This window comes from Pseudomonas viridiflava (genome assembly GCF_003702045.1).
Lineage (GTDB): Bacteria > Pseudomonadota > Gammaproteobacteria > Pseudomonadales > Pseudomonadaceae > Aquipseudomonas > Aquipseudomonas viridiflava_C.
In genome coordinates this window covers 168,343-195,137 of record NZ_RBTP01000056.1, presented here as the reverse complement: position 1 = coordinate 195,137, position 26,795 = coordinate 168,343, and the positions used below count along the sequence as shown (strand labels likewise).

Below are 26,795 nucleotides of genomic sequence, written 5' to 3'. Positions count from 1 at the left end.
TCGACCTCCTTCCTCGCTGACCTCATCCGATAAACCCTTGTAACTCATTGAATCTCAAGGCTTTTTCGTTTCCGTCTGCGCCGGAAGTGGGGCGAATTATAGACACCTCAACGAGCGCGTCAACAGTTATTTTCAAATTCGATGAAATCAATCTCGCGCCCCATCCTTGTATAGAAGAACCCGCATACTTGCGCAATATATTGCTCAGCCACCTTTTATTCCGCATCATATAGACGCTCACTCCGCCCAGTTCAGGACGCGTTACTCAAATGTCTGCCAAACCCAACACCATCGCCGCCCTCATGTTTCCTTTAGGGCTGCTGGTCATCGCGATGATTTCGATCCAGAGCGGCGCATCGTTGGCCAAAAGCCTGTTCCCGGTGATTGGCGCACCAGGAACGACTGCCCTACGTCTCATCTTTGCCAGCTTGATCCTGCTTCTGGTTCTGCGTCCCTGGCGTGCGCGGCTGTCGGCCAGGTCGCTGCGTACGGTCATGCTTTATGGCATCTCGCTGGGCAGCATGAACATGCTCTTCTATATGTCATTGCAGACGGTCCCGCTTGGCATCGCCGTCGCACTTGAGTTCACAGGTCCGCTGGCCGTTGCTCTGTGGTCATCGCGCAAGGTGATCGATTTCGTCTGGGTAGCGCTGGCGGTGCTCGGCCTTTTGCTGCTGATCCCGTTTGGACATTCAACCGCAAGCATTGACGTAGTGGGTGCTCTCTATGCGCTGGGAGCTGGCGTCTGCTGGGCCGCCTACATTCTATTTGGACAAAAGGCCGGAGCCGACAATGGCGTGCAGACTGCTGCACTGGGTGTCACGATTGCCGCGGTCTTCATAGCGCCTATCGGTGTGGTGCATGCTGGTGCAGCCCTGCTGGATGTCTCACTGATTCCAGCAGCGTTGGGCGTGGCCGTTCTGTCGACTGCCCTGCCCTACAGCCTTGAAATGGTTGCACTGACCAGAATGTCGGCCCGCACCTTTGGCACGCTTGCCAGCCTGGAGCCCGTTTTTGCAGCGCTTTCGGGTTTGATCTTTCTCCATGAGGACCTGTCGCTCACTCAATGGCTGGCCATCGCCGCGATCATCGTAGCGTCCATCGGCGCGACGTTGGGTTCGGCACCGGCAAAACCGCAGATCGTGCCCGTTGACTGAGATCGTTTCCCGCAAAGACGTAACAAGACACTGGTATTTGTCACGCGCATGAGCCATGTTTAGTCCATCGCCCTCTCGATTTCGAGATTCAGTCCGTGTATTACACCTGTAACGGGTAACAAGAGACTGCGGCACGTAAGGCGTTCAAGTAATGGGTTGCTCAAGGACAGGAATGAAATACATCTTTATTGCACTGGCCGTGCTGGCCGTGGCGGGTTGTGCAGCGACCTCCAAACCGGTCAAGCAAACCAAACGCGGCATCCATATCAACTGCTCCGGGCTGTCATCATCGTGGGACAGGTGTTATGAGCTGGCGACCAATGCCTGTGCTTCGAAGACGTTCAGGGTGATTGCCAAATCAGGCGATGCACAGGAAGATCCGGACGATTACCTGTTCGGGATAAACCCCGCTGGCTACACCAGCCGCAGCATGATCATCGTCTGCAAAAAAGGCTCGTCGCTGAACAGTCAGTTGCCGCAACCCTGAGCAAGGAAGCGGCAACCGCCCGATGATCAGATTGCGACGGTCCGGGCCTGCAGCCACTGCAGCGCAACACCGTCCAGCAGCGGACTCAACCGCTGATTGACGTGCGTGTGGTAGTCGTTCAACCACTGTCGCTCCTCCTGCCCCAGCATCGAAAGCTCGATGCATCGCGTGTCGATCGGGCACAGCGTCAAGGTTTCAAATCTCAGGAACTCTCCAAACTCGGTTTTCCCCGCTTCCTGATTGATCACCAGGTTCTCGATACGCACCCCCCATCGGCCCGGTCTGTATGTGCCCGGCTCGATTGAAGTAATCATGCCCGCAAGCATCGCCGTCTGTGGCGTCGCCGGGGCCTGATAGGCAATGACTTGCGGCCCCTCATGCACATTCAGGAAATAACCCACGCCGTGACCGGTGCCATGCCCGTAATTGACGCCTTCGGTCCACAGCGGCGCGCGCGCGATCGCATCCAGTAAAGGCGATTGGATGCCTTTCGGAAAATGCGTGCGTGAAAGGGCGATGACACCTTTGAGAACCCGAGCGCAATCCTGTTTCTGCTCAGCCGACGGCGTCCCTATCGCAACCATCCGGGTGATGTCTGTGGTGCCGCCCAAGTATTGCCCGCCTGAGTCGATCAGCAACAAGCCATCGCCCTCGATCTGGGCGTGTTCGGCTTCGGTGGCCCGGTAATGCGGCATCGCACCGTTGGCATTGAAACCGGCAATGGTCGCGAAACTCGCAGACACATAACCTGGACGTCGTTCACGCGCCGCCGTCAGTTTTTCATCGATGATCAGCTCGCTGACGGGCTGCTGTCCCAATGCGCTGTCCAGCCAGGCGAAGAACTCACAAAGCGCCGCGCCGTCCTGTTCCATCGCCTGACGAATGTGAACCGTGTCGGACTCGCTCTTGCGCGATTTCAACAGCGTGCTCGGATTCAGGCCTTCAACCAGCGTGACCTCGCTGTCCAGGTAATCGAGCAACCCACAGGTGACGCGCGCAGGGTCGACCAGCAGGCGTGCGGACTTGGGTAACTCTCGCAGCGCTGCACCGATCTGCGTGTACTCCATCAGGTTGACGCCATCGTGCTCCAGGCTGCGACGCACATCGGCGCTGACCTTCTTCGCGTCAACGAACAGCGTGACGCTCTGGGGCCCGATCAGGGCAAACGAGATGAACACAGGGTTGTAAGAGACATCAGAGCCACGCAGATTGAACAGCCAGGCGATGTCATCCAGTGTCGGAACGAAGTGCCAATCTGCTCCCCGTTCGTGCATGTCACTGCGAACAAGGTTCAGCTTGTCGCGGCGAGACACGGAGGCCTGCGGCGGCAGGTGCTCGTAGACGGGGTTGACGGGCAGCGCCGGTCGGTCGTGCCAGAGTTCGATGAGCAGGTCGATATCAGTGCGCAGCCTGGCTCCACGTGCATACAGTTTGCTCGCCAGCGTCCGGGACGACGCCACGGCCAGTACTGCCCCGTCGACGGCAACCACCGTATTGGCAGATGCCTGGTCCGCGAGCCATTCCAGCGGCCCCTGTTGACCCGGGATCAGCTTGACCAGTTCGATACCGCTGCCTGCCAGCTCCTTGGTCGCCTGTTCCCAGTAACGACTGTCAGCCCAGACCCCGGCAAAGGTCTGAGTGATGATCAGAGTCCCAACCGACCCATGAAAGCCGGACAGCCACTGGCGCCCTTGCCAATAGCCGGGCAAGTACTCGGAGAGATGCGGGTCGGCCGACGGCACCAGATAGGCATCGATGTGCTCCCTGCTCATCAAGGCGCGTGTCTGCGCCAATCGTTCTGTCACGGTGTTGCTGGCGCTGACTTGCGTGCTCATTAGTTCTCCTGCTGACCGAAAATAGGCGGCTATGACCGGTCAGATAATGGAGCACTCATCAAGACTGAGCAACTGCCCAGAAGGCAGGCTGTATCACGCTTGCACGAATCGCCTCGGCGGCGTGACGAATATCCTGCTCTCGGGTGAAGCGCCCCAGACTGAGACGGATGGTCTGGCTGGCTGCCTGCGCACTGTGACCCAATGCGAGAAGGACATGAGACGGCGTATTCTTCGCTGAATTGCACGCTGAGGTCGAGGAAAACGCCAGTTGTTGGCCCAAGGCGGCCACATGTAAATCATCGTTGCGGAACGTTAGGCTCAGCGTATGGGCAATCCGGTTGGCAGGACTTCCATTGATACACAAACCGCCAATGCCTTGCAGTTGATCAACGAGCAAACGGTTCAGGCGCGCCATGTCAGCGGTCTCTGCCTCGAACGCCTCGCCAGCCAGCGCAAAGGCCGCCCCCATGCCAGCAATCTGATGGGTGGCCAACGTGCCGGACCGTAGGCCGCACTCATGCCCTCCACCGTGTATCTGTGCCTTTATTCGCTGTTCAGCCCGAGGACCGACATACAACGCGCCGATGCCCTTCGGACCGTAAACCTTGTGGGCCGAAAACGACATCAAGTCCACCGCAAGCGTGCTCAAATCAATGCTCACCTTGCCTGCAGCCTGCGCCGCGTCGACATGCAACAATGCACCGTGACCACGAACCCGGCGACCGATTTCAGCCACATCGGTGAGGGTTCCCAGCTCATTATTGACCAGCATCAGCGACACCAGGAACGTGTCCTCTCGCAATGCAGCACTCACAGCATCGGCGCTGATCAGCCCGTCGGCGTCCGGTGCAAGGTAAGTGACTCTGTAGCCGTTTGCCTGGAGTTGTTGTGCGGTATCAAGAACCGCCTTGTGTTCGATCTGGCTGGTGATGATGTGACCACCTGTCCTGCCCAGACGCTTAGCCCGCTCTTCGGCCACCCCCTTGAGGGCCAGATTGTTCGACTCTGTTGCGCCGGATGTCCAGATGAGCTGAGCCGGCCGAGCCCCCACCAGCCCTGCAACCTGTTGGCGGGCATTTTCGACCGCCACGCGAGCGCTCTTTCCGAAGTGATGAGAACTGGACGCGGGGTTTCCGAAATTGCCCGACAGGCCGAGGCAATCGACCATCACCTTGATGACACGCTCGTCCACAGGCGTGGTGGCGGCGTAATCGAAATACAGTGCTGACTCACTCATGACTATTCCTCTGACTGGCGTGGCCTGCTCAATCGAATAACCGCGCTACCGCGGGATCATCGAGAACAGACCTATGAGGTCATCATGCATGAATCCACATAGAACCAAAAATTATCAATTGGTATTTATATATTTCATTTTTGAATATGCGTCAGTCATCTCGTGATCATGCAAAGGTTCGATCGCGCCTCACAAGGACCCATGCGGCTTAACCGTCGGTCCGAAGGATCTGATAGGACTCGTCGGTTCGACGAAGTACAGCAGGCCATCGCATCCATCAACTCGATAAAACGTCCCACTTGATCGTATACATCGACGGCCCAAGCGCGACCCGATCGTAAGAACGCTTTCGGTTAATGCCTAGCTGTAACAACCAACAGTGATTCATTTGAGCCAGTCTTCGATCAAACACTGACACAAACAACGCCCTGTCAGCACACCTAAAAGCTGTCAATTCGCAGACTCACCATAAGGTTGGTTTTTTGACGCTCTATAAAATCAATGACTTAATTATTAAACGAAGCCATTTATCAAAAATTTAACAGAAAGCTGACGAAATAATTTGACAGAACCGCTGACGCTACCAATATATAGCACTGTCAGACGCCTTCTGGTTTGTACGCCACTGCCACAGTGCACTGCGCTGAAGGTTGTCACACTGTTGTTATGTGCCGTTCTGCCCACGAAGTTAGTTGTTTCCTCAGTGCCTTGTCTGCGCTGTTGGATGTTTGTTGACTCCTAAAAATCTTGAATTGACTGAACGCGTTCGGTGGGGCGGTAGCATTGACTGAAACAATGTGTCGCTCGACGTGAGATCGAAAAACAGCGCGTGGGCCGCCATCGGATAGATGTAAAGAGCATGGATCGCAAGATTCGGGCGGTAGCGTGCCCGATAGACCGTTTTTTCACTTATCAGCCAGTTATATGCAGTTGGTTGTTCGCCTCCCCTGAACCTGAGGTGCCACCGAATGCCCTGTCTACCCGATTTCACTGAGCAACATATTAAATGCCTGGCTGACGACATGGACGCCCACGGCTTTGCCCGCTTGAACAACGTACTGACTGACCATGATCTGGAGCAGTTACGAGCCTTCACCGACCGACAAGCATTACAGCACCCCGGCGAATACTTTGCTTATCACGGTGAAACCGCCTTGGGCGAAAGCCTGTTGGCCAGTCTTTGGTCAGCGCCCGAGTTCAAACAGCTGATGGGGATGCTTTACCAGCACGGAGCCCATCAGACAAGTATCAGCGACCAGATTTTCCCGGTGTTGCGCTGCGTACAGGGCGAACAAGGCCTGCGCGAGTCCAATTGTTTCCACTATGACGCGAGCCTGGTGACTGCGCTGATTCCTATCTACATCCCGGTGGACGGTGAGGAATGTGGCGACCTGATGCTGTTCCCCAATATGCGCAACGTGCGTCACCACGTCGCCCTGAATCTCATCGAGAAGTCGCTGCTGCAAAACCGCATCAGTCGCTGGGTCATGCGGATGGCCATCAAGCACGAGTGGCTCAAACCGAAGGTGCTCAAGTTGCAACCCGGCGACATTTATCTGTTCTGGGGCTACCGCACGCTGCATGCCAATCAGGCGTGTAGCCCCGGACTGAAACGCGCCACGGCGATTTTCCACTTCGGCGACCCCCACAGTGGCGGTCGCGTGACTCGCCTGATTCTCGACAAGACTCAACGCCGGGCTCAGCGAAACAGCGCACGCACCAGCGTTACGCCTTCGAAGAACAACATTCAACCGTCGTAGCCAACGCTCTGAATCCACTCGGCAAGACCTGATCCACAGAAACATGGAGGCTTCGATGATTAACGTGACCAAAACTTATCTGGGTGATATCGACAAATTCAAGCGGTATGTCGAGGGGATCTACGCACGCGGCTGGCTGACCAATCATGGTCCGTTGGCGGGTGAGCTTGAAAACAGACTCAAGGATTATCTGGGGGTCCGGCACATCGTCCTGACCAACAACGGCACCCTAGCCCTGCAAGTGGCGTATCGCGCCTTGGGCCTGACTGGCAGCGCAGTGACGACACCCTTCAGTTTTGTCGCGACCAGCAGTTCCCTGCAATGGGAAGGCATTCGGCCGGTCTTTGCCGATATCGATCCGGGCACCTGGAATATCTCGCCCCGCAAGATTGAAAGCGCTATTGCGCCGGACACCACAGCCATCGTCGGCACCCACGTATTCGGCAACCCCTGTGACGTAGACGCCATCGACCAGATCGCGCGTAAACACAACCTCAAGGTGGTCTACGACGGCGCCCACGCATTTGCCGTGCGTCACGCCGGTCAATCAATTCTCAATCGGGGTGATGTCAGCACGCTCAGTTTCCATGCCACCAAGTTGTTTCACACCATAGAAGGCGGCGCGATCATCACCAATGACGATGAGCTTGCCCGACGCGCTTATCTGCTGTGCAACTTTGGCATTGCCGATGTAGACAAGATCAATGGCATCGGCATCAACGCCAAGCTCAACGAGTTCTCGGCCGCGATGGGCCTGTGCATTCTGGACAACATCGAGAACATTCTTGAAGAGCGCGCCGAGATTGCCCACCGTTATACCGCTCGGCTGGAGAACTATCTGGACCTGCAAGAGCACCAGGCCGACAGCGAACTCAATCACAGCTATTACCCGATAGGACTGCGTGACGAACAGGCGCTGCTGGACGTTCGGGCAGCGCTGAACCTGCGGCAGATCAATCCGCGACGCTACTTCTACCCCTCGCTGGACACCCTCGAATACCTTCAGCCTCAGCCCGGGCAACCGGTGTCCCGCGCCTTGAGCGAGCGCGTGCTGTGCCTGCCGATTTACCCGGGACTGCCGAAGGACGATCAGGACCGCGTCATTCAAACCCTGCTCGAAGCGTGCAGCCTCGAGCCCGCGAGCTACCAAAGCCCTGCCATCGCTCAGGTCATTTGATCGCCATGTCAAACAAACGGTCTGTGATTCGCAATACCGCCCTGAACTACATTGGCCAGGCCTACGTGTTGCTGGTCGGGATTCTGATCCTGCCCTTCTATCTGGGCCATCTGGGCGCGGAAGTCTACGGCCTGATCGGTTTTTTCACGGTCCTGCAAGCGTGGCTGCAACTGCTTGACGCCGGCCTGTCTCCCAGTCTGGTACGTGCCGTGGCACACGGACAAGGTGCGCAGCCCGGCGGGCATAACGCTGGCCGTCTGCTGCGTTCGTTCGAGTTGATATTTCTGCCAATGGCGATCGTCAGCATTACCACGATTTACTTCGTCAGTCCCTGGATCGCTACCCACTGGCTCAACGCCAACACGCTGGGCCCGCAGACACTGGTCAGTTGCATTGGACTGATGGGCATCGTGATCGCGCTGCGCCTGTATTCGACCCTGTATAAAAGCGGCATCCAAGGCCTTGAACAGCATGGCTGGCTGAACGCGGTGAACGTGTCGATTGCCACCCTGCGCTACGTCGGCGGCCTGGTGCTGGTCAGTCAGTTTTCCCAGGACCCTCAGGACTTCTTCGAATTTCAGGCGGCGGTCGGACTGATCGAGACACTGGTCTTTGCGATTCGGGCCTGGCAGCAGATGCCGGTTGAACGCTGGTCAACCGGCTTCGACTGGCAACTGGTCAGGCCAATCCTGCCGTTCGCGGCGAGCATGTCTATCAGCGCGGTGCTGTGGATTGTGCTGACCCAGATGGACAAGGCATTACTGTCCCGTCTGTTGCCGCTGGATCAGTACGGTTATTTCTCGCTGGTTGCGTTGATGACCACCGGCATCATGATGCTGACCAATCCGTTGGTTCAGACGCTGCTGCCCCGCATGACCGTGCTGATGGCCGAAGGACGACGCGATGACATGCATGCCTTGTTTCTGGCGGCCAACCGTTTCGTCTGCACCTTCCTGTTTCCACTGGCGGCGGTCATTGCGCTACATGCAGAGCCCTTGATTCTGGCCTGGACGGGCGATATCGACGCCGCTTGCTGGAGCCGTCCGATTCTCGGCTGGTACGCACTGGGCAGCGCAATCATGGCCGCCAGCGCTTTCCAGTTCTACCTGCAATACGCCTACGGCCAGATGCACCTGCACCTCTGGTACAGCGTGGTCTCGGCGGTCATCACCGTGCCGACCCTGTTTCTGGCTATCCACTATCAGGGCGTCTACGGCGCCGCGCTGGCCTGGTTCTTTCTGCGGGCCGTGTCGTTCGCCATCTGGCCAATGATCGTTCACCAGCATCTGGCCCCGGGCATTCATGGTCACTGGCTGCGCGACATCCTGCGCATCAGTGCGATGACCGCCGTCGGCCTGTTCGTCAGCGAGCCGGTGTTTTCCCTGATCGCCGACCAGAGCCGCACCCGTCTGTTTCTGGCCCTGGCGGCCACGGGTTTCATCACCCTGGCGCTGGTGGCGGCGAGCGACAAGCCACTGGCGTTGAAGATTTACATCTTGTTCAGCAAACCGAGTACATGAGCCATGGATGTCACTGCAAACACCGCCGGCACGTCACGCCCGGAGCCCCCCCTGCTGAGCATCGTTTGCCCGGCCTACAATCAGGAAGCGTTCATCGCTCAGACACTGGACGGATTCCTGTCGCAGCAAACCACGTTCAGTTTCGAGATCCTGGTGCATGACGATGCCTCAACGGACGGCACGGCACGCATCATTGCCCAGTACACCGAACGCTATCCTGCGATCATTCGGCCGTTCTACCAACAGATCAACCAGTACAGCCAGGGCATTCCCTGCGTACCGAACCTCTTCGCCAAGGCACGCGGGCGCTACATCGCTTACTGCGAAGCGGACGATTACTGGACCGACCCGCGCAAGCTCCAATTGCAGGTGGACTTCCTTGAAAGCCACCCTGACTACGTCATCACTTATCACGACGCGTTCGCCTTCGACGAGAACGGCCAATACGGCATTCAGTTGCAAGGCGATCTGCGCGCCGACGCCAGCAGCCTGGAGCTGCAAAAGGCGCGACGCATCTCGACCCTGACCACCTGTTTTCGCAACGTGTTCAGCGCCATGCCGCCCGAATTGCATATCCGTATCGCGCCCTTGAACGACCTGTGCTGGTGGTCGCTGCTGGGCGCATACGGCAAAGGCAAGTTCATCGCCGAGATCAAGCCGGCAGCCTACCGCTTGCACCCTGGCGGGGTTTTTTCGATGCGCAGCGACAAGCGCAAGCTGCACATGAGCCTGCAGACCTGTTCGAGTCTGGCCAACTACTACAACCGGCTGGGCAACGAGGCGCTGTACGAGCATTTTCTGATGCAGATGGTCTGCCTGTCGCTGTCGGCGTTGGCGCCTCGGCACAAGCTACAGACGCTGTTGATGGTGGCGCGCAATTTCGCCGTCAACCTGAGCAAACGGTTCTGGCCTGTCACCGGCAAAGCCCATGTTCAGTAACGTGCTCGTGGTGTGCGTTGGCAATATCTGCCGCAGCCCGATGGCGGTGGCGCTGTTGCGACATCGCCTGGCGGCACCGGATGTGCGCATTCAGTCGGCAGGCCTGGCCGCACTGTCCGGCTCGCCAATTGACCCATTGGCCAAGGCGGTCCTGCAGTCGCATGACGTCCCCACGCGCCGCCATGAAGCGCGGCAGGTCAACCGCCATTTGCTGCATCAGGCAGACCTGATCCTGCTGATGGAACAGGCCCACTTTGCGCGCATTCTCAAGCTCGCCCCAGAGGTACGCGGCAGAACGTTCCTGATGGGCAAATGGCAGCACACGCTGGAAATCGCAGACCCCTATCGACGCCCCAAGTCAGCCTTTGAACAGACCTATCAGCATCTCTCGCGATGCATCGATGACTGGCTTCCCCATCTTCAGTCAGGAGAAACAAGATAAATGACCGTCATGAACCGTCCTTCCCTGGACTACTACCAGGACACCCGGGTCGATTTGGCAACTATCTTGCGCATGTTGTTCGATCACAAAGCCTTGATCATCTGGACCGTCAGCCTGTTTTTTCTTTCGGGACTTGCCTACGCCATTCTGGCCACGCCGGTCTTTCAGGCCAGCGCGATGATTCAGATCGAACCCAAGAAAGTCGGCATCGAAGGCACGCCCGAGGTCAATAACAAGCCATCGTCGGTGTCTCAGGCCACCACTGAAATCGAGCTGATCAAGTCCCGTGCCCTGCTCGGCAAAGTGGTGGATGACCTGAAACTGAACCTGGTGCAAACACCCGATTTCTTTCCGGTCATCGGCCCCTACCTCTATCGCACCTTTGAACCCGAATACGAAGGCGCTCTGGCCGAGCCTTTGTTCGGCCTGACCCAGTACGCGTGGGGCGGAGAAAAAATCGACGTATTTCAACTGGACGTGCCCGAGGCGCTACTGGGCGAAAAACTGACGTTGGCCGCGGGCAAGCCCGGTCAGTTTTCACTCTACGACAGCGACCACAACCTATTGCTCAGCGGTGCCATCAACCGGGTCGTCGAAGGCAATGGCGTGAAGATTCAGGTTGCCGCCCTGCAAGCTCATCCCGGCACCGAGTTCACCGTTTCGCGCCAGCGGACCCTGACCTCCGCGCTGCTCTACCAGAACCGCCTGAAGATCACTGAAGCCGGCAAGGACTCGGGGATCATTTACATGTCCATCGAAGATCAAGACCCCGACAAAGCCAACAGGATTCTGGATGAAGTCAGCCATCTTTACGTGCGCCAGAACGTCGAACGCAGTTCGGCTGAAGCCGCTCAACGGCTGCAATTCCTGCGCTCGCAGTTGCCAATGGTGCGCAAGCAGCTGGAAGAATCCGAAGTCGCGCTGAACAATTTCCAGACCAGTGCCAAATCGGTCGACTTGAGTATTGAAACCAAAGGTGTACTGGATCAGGTGGTCAAGCTGGACTCCATGCTGTCGGAGCTCAAGCTCAAGCGCGTCGAGATCGAGCGGCTCTACACCCAAGAGCATCCGACCTACCGCAGCCTGATGAGCCAGATGAGTCAGCTTGAGCAGCAGAAACAGGGCTTGCTGAAAAAGATCGAAGCCTTGCCGATGACACAACAGGAATTGCTGCGCCTGACCCGCGACATGCAGGTCACCAGCCAGACGTACACGCTGATGCTCAACAAGAGCCAGGAACAGGACATTCTGCGTGCTGGCAGCATCGGCAACGTACGCGTCATCGACAACGCCGACACCAATGTCGAGAAACCGGTCAAGCCGATGAAAACCCTCGTCGTGTTGCTGGCCACATTGGTCGGGGCACTGGTGGCGGTGACCATCATTTTCATCCGCCAGGCGTTCTACCGCGGCGTGGAAAGCGCCGAGGTCATCGAAAACAGTGGCATGCCGGTGTATGCATCGCTGCCCTACTCGCGCCAGCAAGACCGTCTGGAGAAAACCGTGAAAGGGGCTGGAGCGTCGAAGGAATCGAGGCTGCTAAGTATTGCAGCGCCTAACGAACTGGCCATCGAATCCCTGCGCAGTCTGCGCACCAGCCTGCACTTCGCCATGCTCGAAGCGCGCAATAACGTGCTGATGATTTCCAGCCCTTCCCCGGGCGCGGGCAAGTCGTTCGTGTCCAGCAACCTGGCGGCCATCATCGCCCAGACCGGCAAGCGGGTGCTGCTGATCGACGCCGACATGCGCAAAGGCTACCTGCACCGCATCTTCGGCCTGCAACCCAAGCATGGTCTTTCCGACACGCTGGCAGCTCGCCTGAAATGCACCGAGGTGATCAACCACACCCCGATTCGCCATCTGGATTTCATCTCCTGTGGTTTTGCAGCGCCCAACCCGTCCGAGCTGCTGATGCATGACAACTTCAACAAGATGCTCACCGAGCTGTCGCCTATGTACGACCTGATCCTGGTGGACACCCCGCCCATCCTGGCGGTGACCGATGCCACGCTGGTCGGTCGTCAGGCGGGCACCTGCCTGCTGGTGGCGCGTTTCGGCGTGACCACGCTCAAGGAAGTCGAAGCCTGCAAGCGCAGGCTCGGCCAGAACGGAATCCTGATCAAGGGCGCCATTTTCAACGCCGTCGTGCGCAAGGCCACCACGTCCGAGTACGACTGCGCGACCTACGGCTACAACTATCACCCCGTCAACAAATGACCCAAACCGACGACGCTCGCCTTCACGCCTTAAAAGGAATTAATCATGGCCAGAACCGTAGCAATGATGCAGCCCTATCTGTTCCCCTATCTGGGCTACTTCCAGCTCATTGCCGCCGCTGATGTATTCGTCCTGGGTGACGACTTGCAGTACATCCGCGGTGGCTGGGTGAATCGAAACCGGATCCTGAGCAACGGCCAGGCGAGGCTGATCACCTTCCCGCTGAAAAAAGACCACTTCGAGCTGTCGATCATGCAACGCAGTCTGGCCGACCACTTTCCCGAAGAAGCCACTCGCTTGATCAATAATCTTGCCCAGAATTACCGCAAGGCGCCGTACTTCAAACAGGTGATGCCCCTGCTGGAGCGGCTGATTCAGCATCCGCAACAGAACCTGGCGCGGTATGTGGAAAACAGCCTGCGCGAATTGTGCGTGTACCTGCTGATCGATACCCCGATCGTGCGCGGGTCCGACCTGAAGATTACACACGGCAAAGACAAGCAGGACCGTGTTATTCAGGTGGCCCATGCGCTGTCCGCCAGCTCGGTGCTCAACCCGCTGGGCGGGATGCAACTTTATGACCGGGACTACTTTGCCCGTCACGGCCTGCTGCTGCGCTTCTTTGCGATGCAGCCGATCAGCTACCCGCAGTTTGGACAGCCTTTTGTAAGCGACCTGTCGATCATCGATGTACTGATGTTCAACAGCGTCGAGCAGGTCCGAGCGTTACTGGACCATTGCAACACCCATGAGCTTGAAGCCGCCAACGAGCCCTTCATGCGGATCGGTTTTGATGCAGTGCTCGTCCCGTCCCCGCAACTGCCAATGGAGTGAGCCCATGTATTCAGCCGAACGCCCTGCCCGCTGGTATCTGATTCAAACCAAACCCCGACAGGAAGCGCGTGCCGAGGAGCATTTGCAGCGCCAGCAGTTCGAGTGCTATCGACCGCTCAGATCGGGTGAACGAAAACGCAACGGCCTTGCGCTGACGGAAGAAGAGTTGTTTCCGGGCTACCTGTTCATTCGCATGGATCAGGTCAACGACAATTGGTATCCGATCCGTTCAACACGCGGCGTGGCCCGCATCGTGACCTTCGGCGGGCATCCAGCGCCGGTGCGCGACGAGTTGATCGAGCAGATTCGCCAACGCCTGGCAGCCCCTGCGCCAAGGATGGTGTTCACCCAGGGCGAGCCGGTGCGGATCAAGGCTGGCGGCTTTTGCGACGTCGAGGCCATTTTCCTGGCCACCGATGGCACCGAACGTGCGGTGATTTTGCTCAACATGCTGCAACGTCAGCAAAAAGTTGTCCTGCCTATCAACAGCCTGACGCGGATGGAGGCGCGGGCTTGAGCAAAAACGCCGCGGTCTTGCAGCAGACATCGTGGGAGCGGACTCGTCCGCGAAAAGGCCACCACACCCGGCGAAGACTCATCGACTGAAATGCAGCATTCGCGGGCAAACGGAACGCCGCCCGGTCCGCTCCCACAAAGATTCCGCATGAGATCGCAGTCATCCAGTGAGCAAGTGCCCGTCAGCAACCCACGCCATGAACATCGGCAGCCCCCTCACGACAACACCGGAACCTGATCATGACCCACCGGACCACCCTGGTGACGCTCACCTATGGTGATCGTTTCAACTATCTGCACACGTTGGTCAGCCGTTCGCTGGAAAGCCCGCTGATCGAGCGAGTCATCATTGTCAGCAATGCCTCAGTCGCGCCGTTGCAGGATCTGAGCAGCAAGTGGCCCGAGCAGGTCGAGGTGATCTGGCTTAAACACAACACCGGATCGGCACACGGCTACTCGGTCGGCATCCAGGCCGCTCTGGATGCCGGGGCCGAGTACATCTGGCTGATGGACGACGACAACGCGCCGACCATCAACGCAATCGAAGTGCTTCACCGTCATCTTCATCAGCGCGAACGCATTGATGGCCGGGACAGGACCGCCGTACTCGGGTTCCGCCCAACGCACCAGGCCGACATCGCGGCAGGCGTACCCCAACGATTCGCGGTGCAGCTCAGGTCCAGCTTCTTCGGCTTTCACATCGCCCAGTTGCCTTACAAAATCTGGAGACGCTTGCCTTGGGGCAAACCCCCAGTAGGTCAACGCGCACCGCAGACCGTTCAGTTGCCCTTCGCCACCTACGGCGGCTTGCTGGCCCACCGCAGTCTGTACATCAAGATCGGCCTGCCGCTGGAAGCCTTGAAGCTGTATGCCGATGACAGTGAATACACCTGGCGAATAACCGCCGGTGGCGGGCGGATTTATCTGGTGCCCGAAGCGCTGCTCGATGATCTGGAAGACTCCTGGAACATCAAGGCGCGTACCCGCAACGTCTACGAAAACTACCTGCTGGCCGGTTCGGATCTGCGCGCCTACTACGCCGCACGCAATCAGGCCTGGTTCGACAAAAACATCTGGGCGTCGTCCCCCGTGCTTTACCGACTCAACCGCTGGGTGTTCTTCTGCCTGCTGCGTGTGATTGCCAGGCGTTGCGACGCCGGGCAGCGGTTGAACCTGATAGAGCAGGCCATCCACGATGGCGAGGCCGGCGTACTGGGCTTGAACAGGTCATACCCGCTATGAACATTCTTTTTATCAGCAGTCTCTACGCACCCGATGTGGGCGGTGGTGCGGAAATCATCCTGCAACGTACCGTCGAAGGCCTCCAACAACGTGGCCACAAGGTTGCGGTGCTCGCCACCACCGATCAACCGGGACTGCACATGACGGTGGTCAACCAGATCAAGGTCTATCGTGCGGGGCTGAATAATCTGTACTGGCATTTCACCGCGCAGCGGCCAGGTCGTCTGGCCCGCCTGGGCTGGCACCTGCGGGACCGCTACAACGTGGGCATGCGCGAGTACGTCAGCCGGGTAATGGAGGTGGAGCAGCCTGACCTGGTGGTGTGCCACAACCTGACAGGCTGGTCGGTATCGGCCTGGGATGAAATCACCGCGTCGGGCCGGCCCATCGTGCAGGTTCTGCATGATCTTTACCTGCTCTGCCCTAGCAGCACCATGTTCAAGAAAGGCCATAGCTGCCAGCGCCAGTGCGTCATGTGCAAGCAGTTTCGCAAGGGCCATGACGAACGCTCGACACAGGTCAGCACCGTGGTCGGCGTCAGCCGCTACATGCTCGATACCTTGCAGGCCGAGGGTTACTTCAAAGGCGCCAAAGGCTACGTGGTTCACAACGTGAGTCCCGTGCCGATTGCTGCTGTATCCCACGTCGGTGTCGGCCCGTCCGATCAAGCCCCAGGCACCTCCCCCTTGCGTTTCGGCTATTTGGGCACATTGTCAGATCCCAAAGGCCTGGGCTGGCTGATCGATCAGTTTCAACACCTGCCGTTCGACGCGACGCTACAGATCGCCGGACGCGGTCAGTTGAACGATGAAAAGCGCTTCAAGGCAATGGTGAGCTCGCCGAATATCAGCTTTGTCGGCTATCAGAAGCCCGAGGACTTCTATCGCCAGATCGATGTGGCCGTGGTGCCCTCGCGCTGGAACGAACCGTTCGGAATGGTGGCCGTTGAAGCCTGTGCTTATTCGCGCCCGGTCATCGCCAGCCGCGTGGGCGGATTGACGGAGATCATTCAGGATCAGCTCAACGGCCTGCTGTGCAGCCCCGATGATCCCGACTCGCTGGGCCTGGCGATGCTCAAGTTGCATCAACAACCGCGCCTGCTGGCACGCCTCAGCGCGCAGGCCCGCAACAGTGTGGCGTCGCTGCTGAGCCTGGACCTGATGCTGGATCAGTACGAAAGCATTTTCTCCCAGACCGTGCTGGACAGCCTCTCGACGCCTGAGCAACGCCAGTACAATCCGGTTTGACGCCAATCACGGTGCAGTGACATCCATCGGCCCGAGCCATGCCGGGCAGCACTGCGAAACGTGTTTCTTGATTGAGACAACACATGCCCAAGCCACCTGCATTGCGTCGGCGGCGATCGCTGACGGCTTTTCTGCTGGGCCTGCTTACCAGCCTTGCTGCCACAGGCGAGGATCAATTCATCATCGGCGTCGACGCGCAACTGATGAACAGCGATGGCATGACGACTCCAGTGCTCGAATTGCTGGAGCGCGCCGGCATCAATTCGGTACGCGACAGCGCGTACTGGACCAGCGTCGAACCCAAACGCGGCGTCATGCGCATCGATCCGGCCTGGCAGTCCTACCTGAAAAAGGTCCGCAAGCATCGGTCAAGACCGCTGTTGGTGTTGGGCTACGGCAGCCCTTTTCATGAAAACCACGCCAAACCGCGTCACCCTGAGGTGCAGCAGGCGTTTGGCAATTACTCAAGCTTCGTCACCCGGGAGTTGGCCGCTGATGTCGATTTCTACGAGATCTGGAATGAGTGGGATAAAGAAAACCCCATCGATGCCTGGGCGGCCAAGGATTACAGCAACCTGATCGAGGGAATCGCCGCCCGGATCAAAAAGCAGAAACAACCAGTCACGGTTCTGGCAGGTGCAGTGACCAGTCTGGGGATGGACCTGGGTTTCGCAGACCGGCTGATCCAGAACGGTCTGCTTAGCCAAGTGGATGGCTTGTCGCTGCATCCTTTCGTGCATTGCAGGCAAGAACCGCGTCACACCCCCGAACGCTGGATCGCCTGGCTGCGCTGGATCGACGCGGACCTGCGTTCATTGGCGGGTCGTCCGGTGCCCCTTTACCTCACGGAAATGGGCTGGCCAACCGGACAGGGTAAATGCAGTGTCAGCGAACAGCGTCAAGCGGCCTTTCTGGCACGCAGTTTTTTCCTCGCACGCACTTTACCGGACATCAAAGGCGTGTGGTGGTACGGGGTGATCGACAGTGGTTCCGACCCGAACGACCCGCAGCAGAACTTCGGCCTGCTCCGAAAAGACCTCAGCGTGAAGCCTGCCTACGCAACCCTCAAGGTCATCAGCAAGACCCTGCTCGACTATCAGTTTGACGCCCAGAGAAGCCAGGAGATGGATTCGACCTACCTGTTGAGGTTCACCCGCGGAGCCGAACAGATTCTGGTGGCCTGGACCACCGGCGTTGCGCACCTGACCCATGTCCAGGCCAGCAGTGTGCAGCGCGGCAACGTTGCAATGATTGACAGCGGCCAGCCTGAAAAGGGGTTGTTCGAGACCGACATCCCTTGGGCCTGCAAAGAGGCACGCTGCTCGGCGCAGGTGCAGATCGACGAGTTTCCGAAAATCATCAGCCTGGGCGTCCGGCCCCCGCTGTTTGCCCAACAAGAACGGGATCGGGGGTTGCAAGACCTCCTGAAAGCACCCGCATCCAACCTATTACCATGAACTTGCAGGATGCTTGAGATGATCGTTATCAATTCACGTTTTCTCACCCAGGACGTCAGTGGTGTGCAGCGCTATGCCGAGCAGATCTGCACGGCGCTGAGAAAACTGCGCAACGACCTGATGTTCGTTGCCCCCCACGGTATCAGACTGCATGAGAGCGCCAAGGCGCTGAACGTACAGTGCATCGGTCAAAACAAAGGTCATCTCTGGGAACAGATCGACTTGCCGCTCTATCTGCGGCGTCAGAAAAATCCACTGCTGATCTCGATCAGCAGCACCGGTCCGATGTTCTACCGCAATCAGATCGCGACCCACCACGACATCAACTACGTGCGCTTCCCACAGAGTTACACCCGCCTGTTCCGCCTGGCCTATCGGACCATCACCCCGATCCTGCTGTCGCGCGTCAGGACGCTGGTCACCAGCAGCAGTTTTTCCAGAGGCGAGATCTCGCAGTTCTACGGTTTCCCCGAGAACAAAGTGCTGATCGTTCCCGCTGCCGTGAACGACAGCTTCCGGCCCCGCGTTCTTCACACAGGCGGTCCAAGATACCTGCTGGCCGTGTCATCACCCGCAGCACACAAAAACTTCAACCGCATGATTCAGGCGTTTCTCAGCCTGCGTGATCATACCGATCTGCAATTGCATATTGTCGGCGCAACCACGGGCATCTTCGCCGACCCTAACCTGCAACGGCTGGCCTGCCGCGATCCGCGGATTCGTTTTCTGGGACGGCTAAGTGATGCCGAACTGATCGAGCAATATCAAGGCGCAACGGCTTTTGTGTTCCCTTCGCTCTACGAAGGGTTTGGCATCCCGCCTCTGGAGGCACAGGCCTGTGGCTGTCCGGTGGTGGCGGCAAACGCGGCGTCGATTCCAGAGGTGCTGCAAGCCAGCGCGTTGTACTTCGATCCGCTGGACGTCAGCCATATGGCCGCAGCCATGCACCGGGTTCTGGTCGATGCCCCGCTGCGCGATGCCTTGCGGCTGCATGGACTGAACAACGTGAAGCGTTTTTCCTGGGAGCTCTCCGCACAGCGTCTTTCCCAGCGCATCGATGCGTTGCTGGAACCCGAACCCGCCCTGCCTGGCAAACAACGCATCAGCCCCGAATCGTCTTCAAGCAAACCCTGAATCAACAACAGCAACGTCAAGACGCGTCCTGTCGCGCCTGCAGTAGAGCGAGCGAATACAGCAAGGAATCTCCATGAGAATTGCGATCGTCCACGACTGGCTAGTGACCTATGCCGGTGCCGAGCGTGTGCTGGCTTCACTGATCAACATCTGGCCCGAGGCCGACCTGTTTGCCGTGATCGATTTCCTGAGCGATGAGGACCGCGCTCACTTGCAGGGCAAAGTGGCCACGACCACCTTTATCCAGAACCTGCCCAACGCTCGAAAACGCTATCAGCGCTACCTGCCGTTGATGCCGCTGGCCATCGAACAACTGGACCTGTCCGGTTACGACCTGATCATCAGCAGCAGTCATGCGGTCGCCAAAGGCGTGCTTACCGGTCCCGATCAGTTGCACATCAGTTATGTGCATTCGCCGATCCGCTATGCCTGGGATCTGCAACATCAGTACCTGCGCGAAGCGGGCCTGAGCACGGGCGTCAAAGGCAAACTGGCGCGATTGATCCTGCATTACATCCGCCTATGGGACCAGCGCACCGCAGCAGGCGTGGACGCGTTCATCGCCAACTCCAGGTTCATCGGCGCACGCATCTGCAAGGCCTATCGACGCGAGTCGACCGTCATCTACCCGCCTGTCGATACGCTTCGATTCACCGCTCACGGCGCACGCAAGGACTTCTATTTCACGGCCTCGCGCATGGTGCCCTACAAGCGCATGCCGATGATTGTCGAAGCCTTCGCCGCCATGCCGGACAAGCACCTGATCATGATCGGCGACGGGCCCGATCTGACCAAGGCCCAGACCATCGCCAGCCGGGCACCGAACATCACGCTGATGGGGTTTCAGCCGGCAAACGTGCTGATCGAACACATGCGCACCGCCAAAGCCTTCATCTTCGCCGCCGAAGAAGATTTTGGCATCAGCCCGGTAGAAGCCCAGGCCTGTGGCACACCGGTCATTGCCTTCGGCAAGGGCGGCGTGCTGGAAACCGTCAGGGGACTGGATCACCCACAACCCACCGGGGTGCTGTACCCACGGCAGACCGTCGAATCGCTGGTCGCAGCGGTCAACGAATTCGAAGTCGCGCAGGCACGCATCACGGCACAGGCTTGCCGGGCCAACGCCGAGCGATTTTCTGTCGCCCGTTTCGAGCAGGAAATCCGGGCGTTCGTCGAACACCGTCTGGCGGCCGAACACGTGACACGCCTGCCCTCGCCCCCGTGGATTGCACAGGCCCAGCAGAGCCCTGCCAGCGAAATGACGTCCCGCGTCATTCCCATCACATCCGTTTGAGCGAGCACTGTCATGCGCACCTCCGTTCGCGGCATTCTTCACGCCCATCAGTCAGCGCTGTCGGTCGCCCACCGTTTGCTGGACCTGGCGGTCATCGTACTGATCGGTTACTGGCAGCGTCACCTGGCAATGATCGACAGCACCGAAGCCTGGCTGCACATTATTCTGGCTGTGCTGGTGTTTCACTGGGTTGGCGAGTACCACCAGCTGTACGGTTCATGGCGCGGCGAGCGAATCCTGCGCGAACTGACCAAAGTCTTCAATTACTGGGCGCTAACGTTCATCGTTCTGCTGTCAGTGGACTACCTGCTGCTCAACCGGGCTCACTTACCTGATAACGGACAGATGACCTGGTTTTCGCTGGTGCTGGCAATCCTGTGCGGTTATCGCCTGTTGATTCGTTCGCTGCTGCACAGCCTGCGTCGTCACGGCTTCAATACCCGGCGGGTGGCGATCGTGGGCACGGGGCAAGTCGGCGAGCGGCTGGCCCAGTCGATATCCAGCGCCCCCTGGATGGGGCTGAATTTGCTGGGTTTCTACGATTCCCACCCCCAACAGATGGACCTGGGCCTGACCGGACGTCGTCTGCCGGTGCTCGGCGACCTTGAACAATTGGTCGAGGACGCGCGCGCGGGCAGGATCGACAAGGTCTACATCACCCTGGCGTTCAGCGCCGAGCCCCACCTGCGAGCGTTGATCACCGGCCTGAGCGATACCACCGCTTCGGTGTACCTGATCCCGGACGTCTTCATGTTCGAACTGTTGCATGCGCGCAGCGAAAGCATCAACGGGCTGGCCAGCATCAGCATCTTCGACTCCCCTCTGGACGGCGCGTGGAGCGTGGCCAAGCGGGCGGAAGACATCCTGTTAGCCAGTCTGATTCTGCTGTTGATTGCCGTACCGCTGCTGCTGATCGCCCTGGCCATCAAACTGACGTCCCCTGGCCCGGTGCTGTTTCGCCAACGCCGTTACGGCCTCGACGGTCGGGCGATCATGGTCTGGAAATTCCGCAGCATGAACGTACAGGAAAATGGCGATGTGGTACGTCAGGCAACCCGCAACGACACACGGATCACGCCGCTGGGTGCGTTCCTGCGCCGCACGTCGCTGGATGAGCTGCCGCAGTTTTTCAATGTGTTGCGCGGCGACATGTCCATCGTCGGCCCGCGCCCCCATGCTGTGGCGCATAACGAGCAATACCGCAAGCAGGTCAGCGGCTACATGCTGCGCCACAAGGTCAAGCCGGGCATCACCGGCTGGGCACAGATCAACGGCTGGCGCGGCGAAACCGACACGCTGGACAAGATGCGCAAGCGGGTCGAGTTCGACCTGGACTACATCGAGCACTGGTCGATCTGGCTGGACCTCAAAATCATTCTGCTGACGCTGTTCAAGGGCTTCTTCAACAAGAATGCCTTCTGACATTCCATTGACTAAACGACGGCTCCGGCAGCCTTTGCCCGGAGGGAGGTATGTGCGCGCGCTAAAAACGATCACGACGTGGACCGGTGCTGCTGCCGGTAGTGGAAATGGACGTAACGAAATCATTCAGGTGCAAGGCGCACCGTCACGAAGGAACACTGCTATGAATCGAAGCCTGGCTGTCCTGTTGCTCTCCTCTCTGGTCCTGCAGGGGTGCGTGTTCGCGCCCGGCCAACACATGACGCCGGGGGATGTCACCACCACCGACCCCGACGAACCCAAGGCCTTACTGGTCGATATCAGCCCCAAAACCCTGCAGCAACAGCAGCAGAACACCGCTCTGGACACCAAAGCTTTACCTGCAGAACTGCTGAGCTACAAGACGCCGGAATACATCGTAGGGCCTGGCGACACGCTGCTGGTCACGGTCTTCGAACACCCTGAGCTGACCGCGCCCGGTTCCCAGGACCAACTGGATGCCAATACCCGCGAGGTGCTGAGCGACGGCACACTGTTTTTCCCGTACGTCGGCAGAATTCGCGCAGGCGGCAAAACGGTCAGCCAGATTCGTGAGCAATTGCGCATGGGCCTGGCGCCGCAGTACACCGAGGTCAAGGTGGACGTGAAGGTGTTGCGCTACAACAGCCAGCGCGTGCTGCTGTCCGGCTCGTTCAAAACCCCGGGGCCGCAATCGATCACCAATATTCCGTTGAGTCTGGTGCAGGCGATCAGCGTCGCGGGCATCGACCTGACCGACGCCAATCTGGCCGGTCTGACGCTGCGCCGCGATGGTCGTGACTACATGATCGACATCGACTCGCTTAACCGCAAAGGCTCGCAACTGAGCAAAGTCTTCCTCAAGGATGGCGACTACCTGCACCTCAACAGCGCCTCCAAGAACAAGATCTATGTGCTGGGCGAAGTACGCAATCCGCAGGTCATCTCGTTTGCCACCACCAACGTGACGCTTCTGGAAGCGCTGGGCAACTCCGGCGGGCTGAGTCCGGACAGTGCCGATGGCGATGCGGTGTACGTGATTCGCGGCGCGGAGAACTTCGCCAACGCGCCATCCACCGTATATCACCTGAACGCCAAGAAGCCCACGGCCTATCTGCTGGCCGGTCAGTTCGAACTCAAGGCTCAGGACGTGGTGTTCGTAGGCCCGGCCAACATCACCCGATGGAGCCGCTTCATCAGCCAGCTCCTGGGCTCGGCCAGCGTGGTACAGACCGGTGCTGCCTTCCGCAACTGATTCACTCGACGTCTAAACCTTGTCCCTGCCACTTCGGTTGCGGGGATTTTTTTATCTGCGGTTTGGTTTTTTGTGGTGTTGACACTGATTGTGCCGACGCTCTGCGTCGGCATGCAGCCCGTGACGCTGCGCGTCACACATGGCACAGATGGCGAACCCAGTGAGCCGAGCGCATGGCTCAAGCCCGCTTGAAAGTGTTGCTGATGCAACAGCCGTTCAACAGTTGACCGGCTTTTCAGCAGCTATTACACGGGCCGCTTTCACGGAAAAAAAGCCACCGGCCCAGTGTTTCCGGTGAATAAGCGACTTCACAGCGCGCTGGCACACATGCTGCTTTATCGTTTTACGCTTATCGCTAGGAATTCCCGCATGCTCGTTGTGTCGCTTTCAGGCAGTCCCTCCCCCAAGTCCCGCTCAGGTGTCGTATTGGCTCATGCTGGCCGCTGGCTGCAGAACCACGGTATTGACGTCACCACCCTGCGCATTCGCGACTTCAACGCCGAAGATTTATTGTTCGCGAAATTCGACAGCCCGCAGGTGCTGGAATTTGTCGAAGCTGTAAGGCAGGCCGACGGTCTGCTGATCGGCACGCCCGTTTACAAAGCCTCCTTTTCCGGCGCGCTGAAAACCCTGCTCGACCTACTGCCCGAGCGTGCCCTGCACGGTAAAGTGATACTGCCCTTGGCAACCGGTGGCAGCATCGCTCACATGTTGGCCGTGGATTACGCCTTGAAACCGGTGCTGTCGGCACTCAAATCCCAAGAAGTGCTGCACGCGATCTTCGCCATCGATACTCAGATCAGCTATGGCGACAACGAAGAAGGCGGCACGCTGGATGAAGTCCTCACCGAGCGCCTGCACGAAGGGCTCGAACATTTCTACCTGAGCCTGCAACACCGACTGCAGGCGCGGCACAAGGCGGCGGGCGGGCATTTGCAACTGGCGTTGTAGGTTTTACTCGACGCCGGCCTGTGGCCGCAGCCTCAATGACGGCCTATAACCTCAGCTCGCGATTCGACGCCTTGATGAATTCCTTTTTCAGGTCGTCGAACGTGTGCACGGCCGGGAACTGTGGAAATTCGCGGATCACGTTATCGGGGGCATGGAAGAGAATGCCGGCGTCGGCCTCACCCAGCATCGTGGTGTCGTTGTAAGAGTCGCCTGCCGCGATGATGCGGTAATACAGGCTCTTGAACGCCAGCACCGACTGGCGCTTGGGGTCTTTCTGGCGTAGCTGATAGCCGATGACCCGGTCGGTTTCGTCGGTGATCAGGCGATGACACAGCAAGGTCGGAAAACCCAGCTGACGCATCAGCGGCTGGGAAAACTCGTAGAACGTGTCCGACAGAATCACCACTTGAAACCGCTCGCGCAGCCAATTGACGAACTCCACCGCGCCGTCCAGCGGCGTGAGGGTGCCGATCACTTCCTGAATGTCGGACAACTTGAGGCCGTGTTCGTCGAGAATGCGCAGACGCTGCTTCATCAGCACGTCGTAGTCGGGAATATCCCGCGTGGTGGCACGCAACGACTCGATACCGGTTTTCTCGGCAAAAGCAATCCAGATTTCCGGGACCAGCACACCTTCCAGGTCAAGACAGGCAATTTCCACAGAGCGCTCCTCAAAGGACACTTCATAACGAAGGGAAGCGGCACTCTAGCCCCTGATCAGAGCCTGCGCAACGCAGTGCATCTGTTAGCGAAGCGGCCACGCCACGATGGATTTTGTTACCATTGCGGCCATCACGAGCGCTTAAGCGCCAACCTTTTGCCCAGGAAGCCGCCTGATGAGCCAACCCTTCGACGTCGCGCAACTGGCGACGACTTATGCGAACAAGTCTGCGCAAGACATTCTGAAACTGGCCTTTGAACAATTCGGTGACGAGCTGTGGATTTCCTTCAGCGGTGCCGAAGACGTGGTGCTGGTGGACATGGCCTGGAAGCTGAACAAGAACGTCAAGGTGTTCAGCCTCGACACCGGCCGCCTGCACCCGGAAACCTACCGTTTCATCGAGCAGGTGCGCGAGCACTACAAGATCGACATCGAGATCATCTCGCCGGACCAAAGCAAGCTCGAGCCTTTCGTCAAGGAAAAGGGGCTGTTCAGCTTCTATCGTGACGGTCATGGCGAGTGCTGCGGGATCCGCAAGATCGAGCCACTGAGACGCAAGTTGTCCGGCGTCAAGGCCTGGGCGACCGGTCAACGTCGCGATCAGAGCCCCGGCACGCGCAGCGCGGTGGCCGTCATGGAAATCGACACCGCTTTCTCGACGCCCGAGCGCACGTTGTACAAATTCAACCCGCTGGCGCAGATGAGCAGTGAAGAGATCTGGGGTTATATCCGAATGCTGGAGCTGCCATACAACAGCCTGCACGAACGCGGTTTCATCAGCATAGGCTGCGAGCCCTGCACGCGTCCCGTGCTGCCCAACCAGCACGAGCGCGAAGGTCGCTGGTGGTGGGAAGAAGCGACGCAAAAAGAGTGCGGCCTGCATTCGGGCAATCTGATCGCCAAGGTGTAGGTGATAGAGGCTCAGGTCAGCGGGGGCATCAGGTGATGCACCCGCTGACGCTGTATCAACGGTGTCCTATCAATGAACGGGCAGTTCGACATTGGCGAACAGCTCTTCCATCTCCTGTTTGTTGTGGCAGGTAATCGCTTTGGCCATCACTTCGCGGGTCAGGTGCGGGGCGAATTTCTCGATGAAGTCGCACATGAAGCCACGCAGGAACGTGCCGCGACGGAAGGCAATCTTGGTGACGCTTGATTCGAACAGATCACTGGCATCCAGAATCACCAGATCACTGTCCAGTTCTTCATCCACCGCCATCCGGGCCACGATGCCAACGCCCAGATTCAGCCGCACGTACGTTTTGATCACGTCGGCGTCCGCCGCTGTGAACACCACCTTTGGCTCAAGGCCCCGGTGACTGAAGGCTTCGTCCAGCTTGGAACGACCGGTAAACCCGAACACGTAGGTCACGATCGGGTATTCAGCCAGCAACTCCAGCGTCAACTTCGGCGCCTTGGCCAGAGGATGGCCCTGAGGCACTACCACGCAGCGGTTCCAGCGATAGCACGGCATCATCACCAGATCACTGAACTGTTCGAGCGCTTCAGTGGCGATCGCGAAATCGACCGTTCCGTCAGCCGCCATTTCGGCAATTTGCGTCGGTGATCCCTGATGCATGTGCAGCGCTACGTCCGGGTATTGCTTGATGAAATTGCTGATGACAGGCGGCAATGCGTAACGTGCCTGCGTGTGGGTGGTGGCAATCGACAGCGTGCCCTTTTTCTCGTTGGAGAATTCCTGAGCGATCTGCTTGATGCTTTCGACCTTGCGCAAAATCTCACCTGCCGTGGTGATGATGCGCTCGCCTGCCGGTGTGACACGCGTCAAGTGCTTGCCGCTGCGCGCAAACACCTCGACGCCCAGTTCGTCTTCAAGCAGACGGATCTGCTTGCTGATACCGGGCTGTGATGTGTAAAGGCTCTGTGCCGTCGCAGAAACGTTGAGGTCGTGGTGCGCCACTTCCCAAATGTAGCGCAGTTGTTGGAGCTTCATATGTATCCCTCAAAGCAGATAAACCCTAGGGGCATCAGCGACGGTATATAACTGGATTAA

General features: G+C 58.5%; 23 protein-coding genes. 19 read left to right on the top strand and 4 right to left on the bottom strand.

Annotated elements, in window-relative coordinates; genetic code table 11:
• The first annotated feature begins 269 nt into the window (after positions 1-269).
• On the top strand, positions 270-1,157 hold the full coding sequence (gene rhtA / locus ALP40_RS17775) for a threonine/homoserine exporter RhtA (RefSeq protein WP_122209511.1): 888 nt from the start codon (positions 270-272) through the stop codon (positions 1,155-1,157).
• Between the two features lie 172 nt (positions 1,158-1,329).
• Positions 1,330-1,644: a hypothetical protein gene (locus tag ALP40_RS17770; RefSeq protein WP_122209510.1), complete on the top strand. Its 315-nt coding sequence runs from the start codon at positions 1,330-1,332 to the stop codon at positions 1,642-1,644.
• A 26-nt stretch (positions 1,645-1,670) separates the two neighbouring features.
• On the opposite strand, the gene ALP40_RS17765 is transcribed toward ALP40_RS17770, so the two are convergent.
• Entirely contained in the window at positions 1,671-3,479 is a 1,809-nt protein-coding gene (locus ALP40_RS17765) for an aminopeptidase P family protein (RefSeq protein ID WP_122209509.1), read from the bottom strand.
• Positions 3,480-3,537: 58 nt separating this feature from the next.
• On the bottom strand, positions 3,538-4,716 hold the full coding sequence (locus ALP40_RS17760; RefSeq protein ID WP_122209508.1) for a cysteine desulfurase family protein: 1,179 nt from the start codon (positions 4,714-4,716) through the stop codon (positions 3,538-3,540).
• Positions 4,717-5,684: 968 nt separating this feature from the next.
• Between ALP40_RS17760 and ALP40_RS17755 the strand changes: the two genes are divergently transcribed.
• The 16 genes from ALP40_RS17755 (at position 5,685) to ssuE (ending at position 24,120) form a co-directional block, all read left to right on the top strand.
• Positions 5,685-6,476 (top strand): hypothetical protein, encoded by a 792-nt coding sequence (locus tag ALP40_RS17755; protein WP_122209507.1) that lies wholly within the window; start codon positions 5,685-5,687, stop codon positions 6,474-6,476.
• A gap of 55 nt (positions 6,477-6,531) precedes the next feature.
• Positions 6,532-7,653 carry a DegT/DnrJ/EryC1/StrS aminotransferase family protein gene (locus ALP40_RS17750; RefSeq protein ID WP_122209506.1) on the top strand — a complete coding sequence of 374 codons (1,122 nt, stop codon included), beginning with the start codon at positions 6,532-6,534 and terminating at the stop codon, positions 7,651-7,653.
• Between the two features lie 5 nt (positions 7,654-7,658).
• A complete protein-coding gene (locus ALP40_RS17745; protein ID WP_122209505.1) occupies positions 7,659-9,173 on the top strand; it encodes a lipopolysaccharide biosynthesis protein in 1,515 nt (504 codons plus the stop codon).
• A 3-nt stretch (positions 9,174-9,176) separates the two neighbouring features.
• Positions 9,177-10,112 carry a glycosyltransferase gene (locus ALP40_RS17740; protein WP_122209504.1) on the top strand — a complete coding sequence of 312 codons (936 nt, stop codon included), beginning with the start codon at positions 9,177-9,179 and terminating at the stop codon, positions 10,110-10,112.
• Entirely contained in the window at positions 10,102-10,554 is a 453-nt protein-coding gene (locus ALP40_RS17735) for a low molecular weight protein-tyrosine-phosphatase (RefSeq protein WP_122209503.1), read from the top strand. The genes ALP40_RS17740 and ALP40_RS17735 overlap by 11 nt, the downstream gene beginning before the upstream one ends.
• Complete coding sequence (locus ALP40_RS17730) at positions 10,555-12,771, top strand: polysaccharide biosynthesis tyrosine autokinase (protein ID WP_122209502.1); 2,217 nt, start codon at positions 10,555-10,557, stop codon at positions 12,769-12,771.
• Between the two features lie 45 nt (positions 12,772-12,816).
• Positions 12,817-13,605 carry a WbqC family protein gene (locus ALP40_RS17725; RefSeq protein ID WP_122209501.1) on the top strand — a complete coding sequence of 263 codons (789 nt, stop codon included), beginning with the start codon at positions 12,817-12,819 and terminating at the stop codon, positions 13,603-13,605.
• Positions 13,606-13,609: 4 nt separating this feature from the next.
• Entirely contained in the window at positions 13,610-14,122 is a 513-nt protein-coding gene (rfaH, locus tag ALP40_RS17720) for a transcription/translation regulatory transformer protein RfaH (protein WP_122209500.1), read from the top strand.
• 239 nt (positions 14,123-14,361) lie between these two features.
• Positions 14,362-15,363 (top strand): glycosyltransferase, encoded by a 1,002-nt coding sequence (locus tag ALP40_RS17715; RefSeq protein WP_122209499.1) that lies wholly within the window; start codon positions 14,362-14,364, stop codon positions 15,361-15,363.
• Positions 15,360-16,610 carry a glycosyltransferase family 4 protein gene (locus ALP40_RS17710; RefSeq protein WP_122209498.1) on the top strand — a complete coding sequence of 417 codons (1,251 nt, stop codon included), beginning with the start codon at positions 15,360-15,362 and terminating at the stop codon, positions 16,608-16,610. Before ALP40_RS17715 ends, ALP40_RS17710 begins: the two co-directional genes overlap by 4 nt.
• An 83-nt stretch (positions 16,611-16,693) precedes the next feature.
• On the top strand, positions 16,694-18,067 hold the full coding sequence (locus ALP40_RS17705) for a hypothetical protein (RefSeq protein WP_183136057.1): 1,374 nt from the start codon (positions 16,694-16,696) through the stop codon (positions 18,065-18,067).
• Positions 18,068-18,085: 18 nt separating this feature from the next.
• Positions 18,086-19,201, top strand: coding sequence for a glycosyltransferase family 1 protein (locus tag ALP40_RS17700; protein ID WP_122209519.1), 1,116 nt, complete (start codon positions 18,086-18,088; stop codon positions 19,199-19,201).
• Between the two features lie 73 nt (positions 19,202-19,274).
• Positions 19,275-20,495, top strand: a complete 1,221-nt coding sequence (locus tag ALP40_RS17695) for a glycosyltransferase family 4 protein (protein ID WP_122209497.1) — start codon at positions 19,275-19,277, stop codon at positions 20,493-20,495.
• A 12-nt stretch (positions 20,496-20,507) separates the two neighbouring features.
• On the top strand, positions 20,508-21,917 hold the full coding sequence (locus ALP40_RS17690; RefSeq protein WP_122209496.1) for an undecaprenyl-phosphate glucose phosphotransferase: 1,410 nt from the start codon (positions 20,508-20,510) through the stop codon (positions 21,915-21,917).
• 163 nt (positions 21,918-22,080) lie between these two features.
• A complete protein-coding gene (locus ALP40_RS17685) occupies positions 22,081-23,169 on the top strand; it encodes a polysaccharide biosynthesis/export family protein (RefSeq protein WP_122209495.1) in 1,089 nt (362 codons plus the stop codon).
• A gap of 369 nt (positions 23,170-23,538) precedes the next feature.
• A complete protein-coding gene (gene ssuE / locus ALP40_RS17680) occupies positions 23,539-24,120 on the top strand; it encodes an NADPH-dependent FMN reductase (protein WP_122209494.1) in 582 nt (193 codons plus the stop codon).
• 43 nt (positions 24,121-24,163) lie between these two features.
• Here ssuE and thrH read toward each other — a convergent pair whose 3' ends face one another.
• Positions 24,164-24,781, bottom strand: a complete 618-nt coding sequence (thrH, locus tag ALP40_RS17675; protein ID WP_122209493.1) for a bifunctional phosphoserine phosphatase/homoserine phosphotransferase ThrH — start codon at positions 24,779-24,781, stop codon at positions 24,164-24,166.
• A 175-nt stretch (positions 24,782-24,956) separates the two neighbouring features.
• Here thrH and ALP40_RS17670 point away from each other — a divergent pair, with 175 nt between their 5' ends.
• Positions 24,957-25,691: a phosphoadenylyl-sulfate reductase gene (locus ALP40_RS17670; RefSeq protein ID WP_122209492.1), complete on the top strand. Its 735-nt coding sequence runs from the start codon at positions 24,957-24,959 to the stop codon at positions 25,689-25,691.
• 69 nt (positions 25,692-25,760) lie between these two features.
• Here the strand turns inward: ALP40_RS17670 and cysB are convergent, their stop codons facing one another.
• Positions 25,761-26,735, bottom strand: a complete 975-nt coding sequence (gene cysB, locus ALP40_RS17665) for an HTH-type transcriptional regulator CysB (protein WP_122209491.1) — start codon at positions 26,733-26,735, stop codon at positions 25,761-25,763.
• Positions 26,736-26,795 lie beyond the last annotated feature (60 nt).